The 14,049-nt window shown below is 67.2% G+C and carries 10 protein-coding genes; 3 read left to right on the top strand and 7 right to left on the bottom strand.

Annotated elements, in window-relative coordinates:
* Positions 1-402: 402 nt before the first annotated feature.
* A complete protein-coding gene (locus E3O25_RS04300; RefSeq protein ID WP_166805967.1) occupies positions 403-1,950 on the bottom strand; it encodes a right-handed parallel beta-helix repeat-containing protein in 1,548 nt (515 codons plus the stop codon).
* Between the two features lie 713 nt (positions 1,951-2,663).
* Here E3O25_RS04300 and E3O25_RS04295 point away from each other — a divergent pair.
* The 3 genes from E3O25_RS04295 to E3O25_RS04285 all read left to right on the top strand — a co-directional run bounded on the left by E3O25_RS04295 (position 2,664) and on the right by E3O25_RS04285 (position 5,110).
* On the top strand, positions 2,664-4,241 hold the full coding sequence (locus tag E3O25_RS04295) for an HNH endonuclease signature motif containing protein (protein WP_166805966.1): 1,578 nt from the start codon (positions 2,664-2,666) through the stop codon (positions 4,239-4,241).
* A 103-nt stretch (positions 4,242-4,344) separates the two neighbouring features.
* The gene (locus E3O25_RS04290) at positions 4,345-4,803 is read left to right on the top strand and encodes a hypothetical protein (RefSeq protein ID WP_092109815.1); all 459 of its coding nucleotides are present in this window, start codon (positions 4,345-4,347) and stop codon (positions 4,801-4,803) included.
* On the top strand, positions 4,796-5,110 hold the full coding sequence (locus tag E3O25_RS04285) for a transcriptional regulator (protein ID WP_241983793.1): 315 nt from the start codon (positions 4,796-4,798) through the stop codon (positions 5,108-5,110). The genes E3O25_RS04290 and E3O25_RS04285 overlap by 8 nt, the downstream gene beginning before the upstream one ends.
* Before the next feature lie 34 nt (positions 5,111-5,144).
* Here E3O25_RS04285 and E3O25_RS04280 read toward each other — a convergent pair whose 3' ends face one another.
* The 6 genes from E3O25_RS04280 to E3O25_RS04255 all read right to left on the bottom strand — a co-directional run bounded on the left by E3O25_RS04280 (position 5,145) and on the right by E3O25_RS04255 (position 13,864).
* Complete coding sequence (locus E3O25_RS04280) at positions 5,145-6,161, bottom strand: glycosyltransferase (RefSeq protein WP_134360543.1); 1,017 nt, start codon at positions 6,159-6,161, stop codon at positions 5,145-5,147.
* The gene (locus E3O25_RS04275; protein ID WP_092109819.1) at positions 6,158-7,207 is read right to left on the bottom strand and encodes a polysaccharide pyruvyl transferase family protein; all 1,050 of its coding nucleotides are present in this window, start codon (positions 7,205-7,207) and stop codon (positions 6,158-6,160) included. Before E3O25_RS04275 ends, E3O25_RS04280 begins: the two co-directional genes overlap by 4 nt.
* Positions 7,204-8,421, bottom strand: coding sequence for a glycosyltransferase (locus E3O25_RS04270; RefSeq protein WP_092109821.1), 1,218 nt, complete (start codon positions 8,419-8,421; stop codon positions 7,204-7,206). The genes E3O25_RS04275 and E3O25_RS04270 overlap by 4 nt, the downstream gene beginning before the upstream one ends.
* Complete coding sequence (locus tag E3O25_RS16890) at positions 8,418-11,339, bottom strand: oligosaccharide flippase family protein (RefSeq protein ID WP_166805965.1); 2,922 nt, start codon at positions 11,337-11,339, stop codon at positions 8,418-8,420. Before E3O25_RS16890 ends, E3O25_RS04270 begins: the two co-directional genes overlap by 4 nt.
* Complete coding sequence (locus tag E3O25_RS04260) at positions 11,336-12,352, bottom strand: hypothetical protein (RefSeq protein WP_092109977.1); 1,017 nt, start codon at positions 12,350-12,352, stop codon at positions 11,336-11,338. Before E3O25_RS04260 ends, E3O25_RS16890 begins: the two co-directional genes overlap by 4 nt.
* Before the next feature lie 84 nt (positions 12,353-12,436).
* Positions 12,437-13,864 carry an O-antigen ligase gene (locus E3O25_RS04255; protein WP_134360542.1) on the bottom strand — a complete coding sequence of 476 codons (1,428 nt, stop codon included), beginning with the start codon at positions 13,862-13,864 and terminating at the stop codon, positions 12,437-12,439.
* Positions 13,865-14,049 lie beyond the last annotated feature (185 nt).

Genomic DNA, 14,049 nt, shown 5'->3' with positions numbered 1-14,049 from the left:
TTAGCGTCTGAAGTGCTGCGCGTTGCCCGTGTGCAAATGGGTTTGTGGGCTTTCAACAAGCGGATGTTGAAGCCTCCGTCTCGCGGGGGAGCGCGCGAGACGTCGCGCCTCCCGGCGGCTGGCCCGGAGGGGAAACTGAGAAGACCTCTGGATTTGGCGCTGATCAGTGTTATTGCCCATTGTGGGTTATGCCACACGAGCGAGGGCGTGAAGTTTGTGTCAGCGGGAACGGTTGGCAGCAGCGGCGTCCGTTATTCCTGTGAAAGTGCCTAGAGTGGTTTTGAAACTCTTGAGATTTTGTCAGCCCCGAAAATCAAACGTTGGCGGTGCATCCGGCGCCGTTTACAAAACAGGGCCCCAGCGCGCTGGGACAGCGTGCTGGGGGCCCTTCAGACTCTTCGGCTAGGGGGTGCAGGCCAGGTTGGAGAATCCCTCGCTGGCTCGCGTGACCGAGTTCGAGCACGACAGGTCGGTGTTGCTCGACCCCTTGCTGCCCTTTTCGTGGATGAAGAAGGCGTAGCCTCCGGCGTTCACGGCGCCCGAGTTGTCGGTGAACGTGTTGCGCAGCCCCCAGCCCGCGACGCTTCCGTTGACCGCGAAGCCGTGCAGCGGGCTGTTGGCGCCCTGATTGCCGTCGATCGTCCAGTCGTTTCCCTTGACCTTGACCCATTCCTCCGCGCGCGGCATGGCGTTGGCGCCGTCGATGACGTTGTCACGAATGACGCCGTCCGAGGTGCCCTCCTTGACCTCGATGGGCTGGGCCCCGGTGCGGCTGATTCGGTTGCCGAGTACGAGGGTGCCGTCGGTGCGGTCAGGACCGCATGTGGTCTGCTCGCACCAGTTGTTCTCCGAGGTGCCGATGTAAATTCCCTCACCATATGAGGCGTCGCGGGCTCCGGTGTTGGAGATAGTGTTGCCGACGACCGTGCTGTCGGTGGTGAAGGCGCGCAGGTGGATGCCCTCGTAGCCGATGTGGTCGACGCGGGTGTCGGCGATCGTCACGTTCGTGCCGCCGATCACGCTGATGCCCTTGAGGCTGTTGGTCACGGTCATGCCGGCGATGACCAGATTCGAGGAATTCTTGATCTGGATGCCGTGGTCGTCCTGGATGCTGCCGACATTGATCACCGCGTCGCGCGAACCGCAGACCCAGATCGGATTGGCGGCGGTTCCGTTGGCGTGCATGTTGATCTGGCCGCGGTAGGTGCCAGGGGCCATCCGAATGACGGTGCCGGGACCGGCGCGGTCGACGGCGGCCATGAGCTGGTCGGCCGTGCGTACCGTCGTCGTTGCTGCGGGGCAGTCCGCGTAGCGGTGCACGGAGGGCGACGACGCGGGGGCCGGTGCCGGTACTGGTGCCGGTGCCGGTGCGGTGCCGGTCGCGGCGTTCACGACGAAGGCGTCGATGATGCTGTTGGTGCCGCTTGAATGCGCATCCTTCTTGCCGGTACGACTGACCTTGATCGTGTGGGTTCCGTCCGAGAGACTCGTGGTGCTGAAGGCGGTCTTCTGGTGCACGGTGGTCGCGGAATAGCCGTTAAGCGTGGCCACGACCTTGCCGTCGATCGAGACGGTGCTCTTGCCCGAGCTCTTCGTGGTGCGCGTGATCAGGGCGACGCTGGATCCGGTGAAGGTCATCGACGCGCTGCCGGCGCTGAACTGAAAGCGCACAGACCCGCCGCGGTCGGCGGCACTGCGCGTGCTGCGCCAGGTGCCGGTGTAGTTGATCTTCGGCGACGTGCTGTCGATGACGGTCCGGGCGGGAGCGGCGGACGCCGCCTCCGTGGTCGGCGTGATCACCGGGGCAAGGATCGCCAGGGTCACGGCCGTGATCGCGGCGACGGCGATCAGGGTATGACGGGCGGGTATGCCGTGGTGAGCCGGCGTAGTGCTGGCTGCGGGGCTGCTGGCTTTGGGCTTGTGAACGAGTGGCAGGTGAAAAAATGGCACGGTGGAGTCCTCCGGAGAGTCGGGTCGCGAATGCACAGCGGGTGCGCGGTGCTGCGCGAATGCTGTGCCTGCTCGAACCATCAGGGGCCGGTTCGAATAAGCGGATGAAGCTGTCGCACCGGTGCAGGCGGCATATCGCCCGAGGTCGGTTCGTCGACCTCATCGAGCCGGGCAGGTGTCGTGATCCCGCGTGTTCTGCAGCAGCGTGTCGGTCTGACAGGTGCTTGGGGCGGATGCGGGCCCGGTCGGTGCGTGGTGCGTATTCAGCGTTCGAAGCCCGACAGCGTAGGGACTATTCGGATTGAACTATGGCTTCGAGCCTATCGAGCGGCAAAGTCGAATCCGTTTCACTTACCTGTGAAAGTCCCGATAATGGTCAGGTCGGCGAGATGGTTCTCACGGCAGCTGCGCCCGTGCCACCCGGATGCTGCCCGGTGGTCCCGCGTGCCTTCTCGCCTATCGCCGAGGCCGAGGCCGGGGTGCGGTCGTGGCGTTCCATCCCTGATTTCCATTCCCCCCGTTCGGTTGCAATGTTCTGCCGCGCGCCTCATTCCCACGTCGCGCCGCACGTCCCGCGAGAGCGGGTGATGTGTTGCTGCTACCGGTCTCGCTACCAGAAGAAACTTCTGAAGCTATGTCAGTATATTGTTGATATTCTCTCGCCTTTGAAGGCGATTCGCGGTAGAATTCAAGGTGAAGGAGGCACCGTCGCCATGACCCTCACCGCCCCGCCCGCCGCAACCGGCCCCGTGCCGGAGAGTTCCCGGGTTGAGGCGGTCGTTCAGGCCGGTGCGTTGCTGGCAGCGGCGTTTGAGGGTGTGACGTTTGGCTACTTCGATGACGGTGAAGCCATGGCGGTGTTGGTGGCCCTGGAAGGGCTGGGTCGCAAGGTTGATGGGGCCAGACTACGGGCCACCACCGACATCGGGGTGCGCGCGGAGACCGACCTGGGGAACGGGTCGCTGGCCTATCGAAACGGATGCCGCAACCGGGTCGAGTTCATCACCCAGCTCGCCGGCATCAGCGGCCGTGAAGCCAAACGCCGCCTCAAACTCGGCGAGACCACGGTGGAACGCACCCCGATGGGACTGCCGGTGCCGGCCCGCTACCCGGTGATCGCCGACGGGCTCTCGTCCGGCGAGCTGGGGGTGGAGGCGGCCGAGATCATCGCCACGACGCTCACCGCGCTGCACGGCACGGTCATGCAGAACGAACTTGACCAGGTGGAACGCGCCCTGGTCGCCTCCGCGACCGGTGCGATCACGCCCGAGACCGCGGGGCTGCCGGGAGCGGGCATCCGCTTCGCGCCCGACCTGCTGCGGGCGCAAGCCCTGGAATGGCAGGGCCGGCTCGACCCCGACGGCACCGCCCCGAACGAGGAGGGGGTGGAGGCGAAAAGCAGGCTCACCTTCGGGCTGCTGCGCAACGGCCTCTACCCGCTGCGGGCCGACGTCACCCCGGAGCTACGCGGCATCATGGACACCCTCTTCGACACCCACCTATCGGCCCGGTCACGCACCCCGATCTTCGTGCCGACCGACTCGCTCGACTCGGTCGACGGGAACGGCGTGGGTGGTGGCTGCGGCGTGGGTGGCGGTGAGACCGTGCTGGACGGCCTCGATCCGGCAGACGGCGGCACCGACCGGTTCAGCGCCGACCCGTTCATCGGCGACCCCCGCTACGACGGCGACCGGCGCACCGCCGGCGAGAAACGCGCCGACATCCTCCGCGCCGTATTCGAAGCCGCCGCCCGGGACCCGAAAACCCCGACGATGGGCGGAGCCGCCCCCACGGTGATGATCCACATCAACGCCACCGACCTCGACAACGACCGCGGCGTCGGCTGGATCGACGGCATCGAAGCCCCGGTCTCGATGCGCCGGGTGAAAGAGACCATCTGCGCCGGCGGCTCCCAACACGCCATCTTCGGCCCCAACGGCGACGTGCTCTACCTCACCGACAAAATCCGCTGCTTCACCGCCAAACAACGCGCCGCCATCGCCGCCCGCGACGGAGGCTGCATCATCCCCGGCTGCACCATCCCCGCCCGCTGGACCGAAGTACACCACGTGGTACCTTACGGAAAGGGCGGGCCAACCCGCATCGACAATGGAACACTTCTCTGTTGGTTTCATCACCACACCATAGAAACCAGTGGTTGGGACATTCGAATGATCGCCGGGCGACCCCAAGTGCGCGGCCCACTGCTCTGGGACCCCACCCAAACCTGGCGACCCGCCCACACCCACCGCGCCAACACCCCCAGCCCCGAAACACCCTGGCGCACCTAACCCTGCGCTCGCACCAATACAAACGGCGTCAAGCAGGTCGTTCGGGCGGGAAGCCGTACAGTTGCTAAATGGTTGCCGGGTTGGCAAGTGTATAGTTGCCGGTATGGAAACTCCAGATGTCACCGCCGCTGAAGCCCGTCGAGCGCTCGATCAGCTTGGCGCCGATCGTGGCCGAGTGGCCGCACGTGTGACGGCACCGTGGTGGTACCAGCTGATTGAAGGACTGCTTCTTGCTGCGTTCGTGATGTGCTTCGCCCTCGACGATCCGACCTTCTACCTTGGTGCCAATGCTGTCGGTTTCACCTACATTGCGCTCGGCCTCTTACGTCGCGTCTTCACGCGCACGACGGCAGAGCCGTGGTCCGACGCCCGCACGTGGCGTGGTGGGCTGGTGCAGTTCGCAATTATTGTGCCCGTCCTGGCGGCTGGTATTCTCGCCCATCGGCAGTTCGACCTTCTGTGGGTCCTGGTTGTGACCGCTGCCGTCGTTCTCGTCCTCAAGCTCGTGTTGGGTGCCAGGATGGAGCGGGCCTTCGCACGGTCGGTCGCCCAGGGTGCCTGACCCGCAATCAGCCGTCCGGTTCAACGAGATCGTCCACGGCGCCGTGCGGCTGCGGGTGTGTGCCATGCTGCAGCAGCTTGGAACGACCGAGTTCCGGCTGCTGCGCAATAGCCTCGAGGTGAGCGACCCGACCCTCAGTAAGCACCTGAGAATTCTCGAAGCGGCCGGCTATGTCGATATTCTCAAGGGAATCGTTGCCAGTCGCCCGCGCACCCGGGTGCAGCTCACCGATGCTGGTCGTGAGGCCTTCACGGGCCACGTCGCGTTCCTCCGTACCATCGTGGGCGCAGACGACGCCGAGCCGTGAGTGTTCCGACTCGGCCAGCGGACGCCAACCCGGCCTAGGCAGCTCCCTGCTCAGCAGCCAGGCGCAGCAGGCGACGGTGCAGGGGCACGCTCAGCTTGGCCGTCCCGGCGAGCGCCAGGCGCTTCCAGTCCCGGCGGGCGGCGGCGAGCAGCACGAGGCGCCAGGTTAGGCGAGAGCGCAGCTCAGCGACGATCTCGGCGCGTTCCTCGGCGTCATAGGGACCGGTCAGGGCATCTTTCAGTCCCGACAGCAGCACATAGCGCAGCCGAAAGTAGCCGTAGGAATTCGAACCGATGATGCGGGTATCGAGCGTGATCGCCGCCGTCGTGACGGCCTGCTCGACCAGCAGCAGCGAATCCGCCCGGCGCGACCCCGAGCGGATGATCGACCCGCCCCGCACGACATAGGAGTACAGCACATCGTCGATGAAAGCCACCCGATCGGCCGCGGCGAGCAGCTGGGCGACCATGGCCAGGTCGGAGTGCACCCGGGCCGGTGTGAACTCGATCTCGCCGGCAAGGGAACGCCGGAACAGCTTGTTCCACAGATGTCCGGTGAGTTCGCCGTCGAGCAGCAGGTTGAAGGCTGCGGCCCCGCTGATCGGAACGCTCAGACGAGGTGCCGCGAGCGGGCGCCGCTGGCCGGGGTAGACATACTCTGCTCCGCAGACCACCACGTCGGCGTGAGTGGACCGCGCCGCCGCCACGAGCTTCTCGAGTGCCGACAGAGCCCAATCGTCGTCACAGTCGACGAACCAGAGAAACTCCCCTCGACTCTCCGCTACCGCGCGGGCCCTGGCACGAGCGACCCCGCCGTTCTGCTCCAGTCGAAAGTAGCGAACGGATGCGTGTGCGGCGGCCGCCCGCGCACCGATCGTGGCCGTCGCATCCGTTGACCCGTCGTCGACCACGACGATCTCGACGGCCCCCACCGATGTGGCCAGGGTCTGCTGCAGCAGCCGATCGATCGCGCCGGCCAGAAATTCGGCGGCGTTGTAGGCCGGCACGATGACGGTCACCATCGGCCGCCCCGCCGCGTGCGCCCCGGTCACGCGGTGAGCTTTCGAATGCAGCCGGTCAACTCGCGCAGGGCGGCGCGCGCCTCGACGACGTGGCGCAGAATCGGCTCTCTGCGGCTGATGACGTCGCGAGCCCGACGCTCGAGTCCCGCCGGGTCTGGCAGTGTCCAACCGATCGTGGCGCCCTTGATGCCGACCGCGTCGAGGGTGCGCGCTGCCTTCGACGGGCCGCCGTCAGCGATCACGAGCGGCAGCGCGCCCTCGGTCAGCCCGATCACGGCGGCGTGCAGCCGGTCGGTCACCACGAGCAGCGACCGTTGGTAGACCTCCCGCAGTCGAAGCTCCTGCTCGGCATGGTCCGGACCACCCCAGACCAACGCGGTACCGCCGAGCGACGCGGCGAGTTCTTCGGCGAGTGGGCCGTCCCGTTCGATCTGCGCCACGGCCACGATCTCGAGTTCGAGGGTGTCGGCCAGGTTCCGCAGGGCGCTCAGCCAGGCTGCGTCTGGACGTCGCCCGTTGTAACGCACCGAGACGGCGAGAAGCGGGCGGTCAGGCGTCGACGCGAGCAGGTCGACATCCGCTGCCCCGGTGGCGAAAGCCCAGTCCGGTGCGACGCGACCGAGCCCCATTGCTGCGCGGCTGTACGCGTCGCGCCAGGCCACGAGGTCGCACAGGCGCAGCGTCGCCGCCACCGGAATGCGCCAACCGGTCTTCTGCCGCACCCCGAACCCGGCGTGCACGGCGTGCCCGCCGCGCAGCCGGTTGAGTGCGAGGTGCGGAGCCAGACGCAGATAACGCAGAGCGTAGGCGCGCTGCAGCTCCATTTCCCCGGCGTTGAAGGCATAAACGGATGCCTCCCGCAGCGTCGACCGCGAAATCTCGCGTCGCCACTCGGCGCTCGTGCGGTAGACCCGATCTGTGTCGTGCAGGCCGAGCCCGCTCAGATAGGCATCCGACCGGGCGCCGACGAACACCTGCAGTTCGCCGGCGTCCCGCAAGGCGTTCAGAAAGGCCCGCCGTAGTACCGTGTCGCCGACATTGTCGATCTGGCCCATGGCCGAGGCGAAGATTCTCATGCGCGCTCCACAACCCGCAGCAGCACCCGTTCCAGGTCTCCGCCGCTCGCTTCCTCGGAGAAGCGCGCCAGCCACGGTTCGATGTTGTCCAGCGGCAGCTCGGCGGCCCGCAGAATGGCATCGGCGAGGTCAACCGGGTGCGCGGACAGCGCGAGCTCGCCCGTGATGCCGGGCACAATCGCATCCGCTACGCCGAGCGCCCCCGAGACGGCGACCGAGGGATACCCGGCCGCGGCCGCCTCGACCAGCACGTTGCCGAAGCCCTCCCGACTCGACGTCAGCAGGGCCACGGCATTATCGCCGAAATGGTCGAACCAGTTCTCGACCCAGCCGCGGTGGTGGAAGACCACGTTTTCCTGCCTGGCCGCTGCCTGCACGTCCTCCAGCAGCGGACCGCCGCCGAACGAGACGACCTCAACGGGCACGCCGCGGCGGGCCAGCTCGGCGGCCGCCGCGATCGCGAGCAGCGGACGCTTCTGTGCCACCAGACGACAGGCCAACACAATCTGAATGCCCCGGGCCGATCCGGGCCGGCGTTCCGATCGCGCCACAATCGTGTCGACGCCGCCTGCCTCATCACCACCGACCTGCGCGTGAGCTGTGGTCGTGCCCGGCCCGCGGGGCGTTCCTCGCAGTTTCGCCGTTGCCGGGTTGGCGACGACCGTGATGCGATCGCCGCGCACCCCGAAAGCGGCGACCATTTCGGCGGCGACCGGATGCGAGATGGCGATCACGTGATCCGCCCACCGATACAGGCGCTTGGCGAACCAGATTTTCACCCGGTGGGCCAGATCCGATCCGGGCAGTCCGAGCGACACCAGGTTGCGCTCGCTGACGAGCACGCGGGGGCGCAGACGCGCCGGCATCAGTCGAGCCGCGGTCAGCAGTACCAGGTTCGGATGCGCCTGCAGGGAGATCGCCACGTCGGGCTGCCAGTCGAGGAGGCGGCGACGCAGGGCGGCGGCCTTCTTCAGGTGCCCGCGCTGGCCGGCGAGGGAGAAGGCCTCCACCCCGTCGGGCAGGTACCCCGGCTTCACCTCCGCGGCGGTGAGCACGACGCCCACCGCGTAGTCCTGATCGGCGAGCCAGCCCATCCAGGTGCGGGCGACGAATTCTGCCCCGCCACCGTGCAGCGAGGGAATCACGAACAGGATGCGCCGGAGTGCAGGATGCCCGCGCGCGTAGTCGGGCGGGGTGTGTGAAGAGGATGTCATGCTGGACCTTGTCTGTGGGGAGTCGGGGCCTGGGCGCTCGGGTGCGCGGCGGTGGGACGGGACGGCGTGCTGCTCGGCAGGGCGGCGAAGTTGCGGGCGGCCAGACGCTGCACCTCGGGCAGCCGTTCGGCCAGACGGTCGCGATAACGCTGCCGATCGGCCAGCACCCCGAGGGCGACCGGAATCATGCGCTCGGCCAGTCCGATGCCCGGCTCGACACAGAGTTCCTGTGTGTCGAAAAGCCGCATCAGGCCGGCGACCTTGCCCTGGGTCGACAGTGTAACCGCCGGCACCTCGTTGAAAATGGACTGCACGGCGAGGTGCATGCGCCCGGTCAGTACAATCTCGGCCCCGGCGCACAGCCCGCGCACCTCGCCCGGGGTGAGCAGCCGATTCACCAGAACGACACCGTCAGCTCCGGGCAGGCGGTCGAACACGGCCCGGCAGGCGGCGGCGTCGTCGCCGCTCGACCGCACGACGTGTGGCAGCAGCACTACCCGGAGCCCCGCCTGCAGCAGTGCGGTGACGATGCGGGCGTACTCCGTGGTCTGGTCGAAGCTGCGCCCGACCAGTGCGCTGGCATTCACGACGGCGTAGGGTGCCGGCGTAGCCCCGAGATATTCCGTGGCGGCGCGGGCGGAGCTGGTCTGGGCTGCGAACACGCAGTCGGCGACATCGACCACGTTGCTGAAGCGATTGGCGCGGGCGCGGGCACTCGAGATCGGGTCGCGCAACTGCAGTCGGGTGCCCAGCCGGCCGGCCCGGGCGAGCGAGCGTCGCACCCCCATATTGGCGCGGCCATTCCAGCTGAAACCGAGGATGCGCGCGTCGACACCGACGCTGCGGGCGAGGCTGGCAACGTCCGCTCGCCGCGCGGAGGCGCGCACGCTGTAGGCGCCGTCCATGATGTCGGCGCCGACAACGGTCAGCGACAGGGCGCCATTGAGCACGGGGGCCAACGCCGTCATGGCCCGCCGGTGCACCCGTGCGGTGCCGTAAATCAGGTGCGGAATGGGCACGAGCCGGGCCCGCCAGGCGTGTTGCGACGGAATGTGCACGTCGGCCGGCCGACGCACCAGAACCTGCACCGGGCCCGACACGTTCTCGAGGAAGGCCTCGACCATGGCCTGGTCGCCGATATTGCCCTCGCCCGGCGGGGCGACGAGTACGTGCCATCGCTCGGTGTGCACGTCGAACGGGAGCAGCCGGCCGGTCGCGCGTTTCAGCGCGGCGCGATCGCGCAGGTAGGGCAGAGCGGATGCCGCGGCGAGCCCGTGCAGCACCCGATCCAGCCGACGGACGATGCGCAGCCAGGTGCGGCTGGCCGTGCGGCTCGCGGTGGAGGTGCGGGCTGGCGCTAGCTGGTCGGCCTTCGGGCCGCCGGACTTGGGCGACTTAGCCGAGCGCAGAAAGCTGCGCGCCTGGGTGATCGAGCGCACATCCCGGCGAAAGATCGGCCAGATCAGCATGACCACGCCGATCGCCGCGAGCAGGGCGACCCCGCCGAGCGCGATGCGCGCGAACGGCAACTCGATCGGGATCCACTGCACCGCAGCCCAGCTCACTCCGGTTGCGAAACCGTAACCGAGAATGGCGCGTACTCCGGCCAGGAACATGGCGCGCGTCGGGGCGTTGGTGACCCGGCTGATCCACCACAGGCCGATCGGCCAGATCAGGGCGACGCCGAGCGAGTAGCCGGCGGCGACGCCGTAGACGCCCCAGAACGAGCCGAGCAGCACGAACGCGACGAGCAGCGGCCGGGTGCACAGGGCGAAATACAGGTTCTGTTTGGTGACGCCCTTCGATAAGAAGACCCAGTAGGTCGCATAGGCGGCCGCTTCGAAGAACCCGGCAATGGCGAGAATCTGAAAGATCGGGGCGGAGCCCAGCCAGTTGCTGCCGAGCGCGATGCTGATGATGGGCAGGGCCTGGGCGCAGGAGAAGGCGAGAACGATGGTGACGGCGTGCAGCATGATGGTCTGCCCGAGCAGAATGAACCGGTCGTACTTGGGCGGGTCGTCCTGCAGTCGGGCAAGCACTGGCAGGGCCACCCGGGTGGACGGGCCGTTGATCTGGTTCAGTGGCAGCAGCAGCAGCTGAAAGGCCCGGTTGTAGAGGCCGAGCGGGCCTGCGCCGAGCGTGGCACCGATCACGATCGAGTCGGTGTTGCGGCTGGCGTAGCCGAGCAGTTGCGTGCCGGCGAGGTTCGATCCGAACATCATCAGGTGGCGCATCGGCGCTCGGCGGTGATACCAGCCGGGAAACCAGCGGGTAATCGAAACCAGAATAAGAAGGGTCAGGATGCCCTGGCTGATCTGCTGCCCGGCCAGGGCCCAGTAGCCGAAACCGTTCAGCGCCATAACAACGCCAACGGTCAGGCCGCCAACCTGGGCTCCGATCTCCGACCCGGCGAGGGCTTTGAAGTGGAAGTTGCGGTTGAGGTCGGCCCGAAACTGGGTGGCCAGGCCGTTGAGCAGAAACGTTCCGGCGAGCACCTGGGTGAGCAGTACGAGTCGCTCGTCGCCGTACAGGGTGGCGATCAGCGGGCTGCACAGCACAGCGAGCAGCATGAGTGCCAGCCCGATCAGGCTGTTGATCCAGAACAGGTTGTCTTTCTGGTGCCGGCTCAGGTCGCGCACCTGAATCGCGGCCGACGACAACCCGAAGTTACGCAACACCTCGCCGACGCCGATGATCGCGGCGACCGACGCGACCAGGCCATAGTCGCTCGGGTCGAGCAGGCGGCCGAGCACGACGATGCCGCCGAGCTGCACGCCGATGCGAATGAGCTGACCGACCAGGGTGGTCGACGCGCCGCGCCCTGCAGTGCGACCCAGGCCGGCTGTCGAGGCGGGCTTGACGGGCGTTTCAGGACTTCCGGGCGTTTTGGGCGCGTCGGGCGGCAGGGTCGCGGTCAACGGATGCTCCGCCCGGCCAGCTCCAGGGCCCGCAGATAGGTGCGATAGCTCTGTTCGCCGAGGGTTTTCCAATCCCGACCGTCGAGCCGCGGGCGCGGGTGTTGACCGGCCGCGCGCATCCGTTCGAGGGTGCCCTGCAGAATCTCGGGCGTGAGCTCGCCGTCGTAGAGGTAGATCCAATCCGGCCCGACCTCGGCGGCCAGAGCCTGGTTCGACGGTGTCGACGGCACCAGCACGGGTCGATCAAGGGAGAGCGTCACGAGCAGCACGCCCGAATTGTGCATTTCGCGGTACGGCAGCACGACCAGCTCGGCCCCCCCGACCTCGACCACCAGTTCCTCGTCGGAGACGAAGCGCAGCACCGAGCTGATGCGGGCATCCTGAGCGGCCTCGGCCGTGATGATCTCGCCGAGACCGCTCGACGGCCGACCCACAATGCGCAGCGTCAGGTCAGGGCTTGGTAGTGCCCGAAACACCTGTAACAGGGTTTCGACGCCCTTATACGGGCGAATGAGCCCAAAATATAAGATGCGCCCGCTCACCGACTCGAGCCGCGGCATGCCGCTGAAACGGTCACGATAGTGGCCGTGCAGGATGGTGACCGCCCGGGATTCGGGTTGTACCGGCGTCGTCGGATTCAGGCGGATGACGAGAGCCGTGCGGGCGTCGAGCGCGGCGAGGGCCCGGGTCTCGGCGCCGTGGCCGGCTTCGTGCGGGCTCAGGTTGTGCATGGTGCGTACGATGGGAATGTGCTGCAGTCGGGCGCGCAGCAGCAGCGCGTACAGCGCAAGGCGGCGCAGTCGGGCCTTCAGCGGGCGCGGCGCACGAACGAGCAGCTCCGGCCAGTGCACGTGAAAAACGTCATAGCGGCCGAGCAGCGCGGTACGCCAGGAGAAGAAACGCATGGTCACCGCGTCCGGTGCGCCCTCGACCACCTGGTTGACGTACCGGGTGGTGCCGTCGGGCGGGCTCAGCGACTGCAACACGGTGATGTGTGTCGTGCCTGTATTCATCACGCCCATACCCCTCACAGGCCGGTGAAGTCCGGCTAAGTTGAGAATCTGTCGGTTTAGCGTAGCGTGCGCGCTACGAGCACGTTAGAGCCGCGCATACCCCCGTTTGGGGTGTACCTTCACCCGGCCCTGGCGGGGCTCGAGCGGGGGAGCGGCATCCGCTCGCGTCGGATTCAACGCCAGAATGAGCAGACATCCGAGCAGCAGGTGCATGGGGCGCAGGGCATCGATCGCGTTGAAACCGGCGATGCATACCGTGTAGGCCACCAGGGCCGCCGCGGCTCCGACCATTCTCCGGGAGAGCGCGTGAGCGACGGCCGAACCGATCATGAGCAAGAACAGGGCGAGTCCGGGCAGGCCGATGCTGATGAGCAGTTGCAACAGCGCGTTCTCAATGGTCACCTCGTTGAACAGGCGCCCGGTGATGCCCGAGGTGCCCGGCCCCGACCCGATCCAGCCGGTGAAGTTCGCGGCCTGCAGTGACACCCAGACGCCGAGGTCGCGGGCCTGCGACGACAGTTCGGCTTCGATCGAACTGTTGCGGGCGGTGAAGGCGTCGAACTGGAACAGTGCGATCACCGCGACGATCATCAGGGCCGCGAGCAGAGCAAATTTGCCCCAGCGCTTCTCACCGCGCATGACGAGCGATACCGCGTAGGCGAAGGCGATGGCGATGGCCGCCGAGAGGATCGCGCCGCGAGAAACGGTGGCGACGAGGCCGAGCCCGCTGAACACCGCGGCAACGAGGGCCGGCTTGGAATTCTCGCGCAGCCAGACGCCGATAGCGAGGGCGCAGGCGACGGCAAAGAACAAGCCGGCGAAGAGCGGATGCCCGAACGATGCGTCGGCCCGATATACCGACCAATGCTGGTGGTCGGTCAGCCCGAGCATCGAGAACAGGGTGCCCCAGAGCGGGTTGAAGCGCAGAACCCCTTCGACGAGCGCATAGGCGCCGAGGCAGGCGCCGAGCAGCAGCCAGGTTCGGCGAATCCAATAGGCCTCACGGGTGCTGGTGCCGATGCACAGCGGCAGCAGCACCGCAGCGCTGAAGCTGATCATCCAGCCGAGGCTCGCCTGCAGGTCGGTTGAACGCACGAGGGTGAACAGCGTCCAGACCAAAAACAGCAGGGCGAAGTAGCGGGTGGCTGACCGGAACGGTGCCGCCGGGGCCGCGGGGCGGGCATCCGCTTTCGCAGGCAGCAGGCGACGCACCGCCCAGACAACGATGATCATGGTGGTCAGCGGCAGAGCGCCGATCGGGCCGTCCTGCGGAAGGACGCGGGCCGGAATGAGTGCAAAGGTGGCCAGCGCAACGGCAGGAAGAATGTGGGCCGGCACCAGAAACAATGTGACCACAGCGATGAAGGCCAGCAGGGTCAGTGGGAGGACGATGATGCCGAGACCGGTGACGAAGCGCGGCAGCACCAGGCTGGCCACGATCACGAACAGGCCGGCGAATGCGACGAGGATAATCGGCGTGCGGCGCTGGCGCAGGGTGGTGAAATCGAACATCGGCCGCCTTCGGGGGAGGTCGCGCAGGGAATGGAGTCGCGCAGGGGAGCACGAGATCTGGCCGCAGCACTGTTGGTGCAACAGGCGCAACGATAACACGTGACTTTTCCTCAGCGCCACCGAACCGGCGTGAAAACCGATACTTTGGGCGGGTCGCTGAAGGCCCGAACCATCAACGAAGGGAA

The organism is Cryobacterium sp. TMT1-3, assembly GCF_004402315.1.
Lineage (GTDB): Bacteria > Actinomycetota > Actinomycetes > Actinomycetales > Microbacteriaceae > Cryobacterium > Cryobacterium luteum.
The sequence above is the reverse complement of the archived record's forward strand: the minus strand, read 5'-3'. Positions and strand labels throughout refer to the sequence as shown.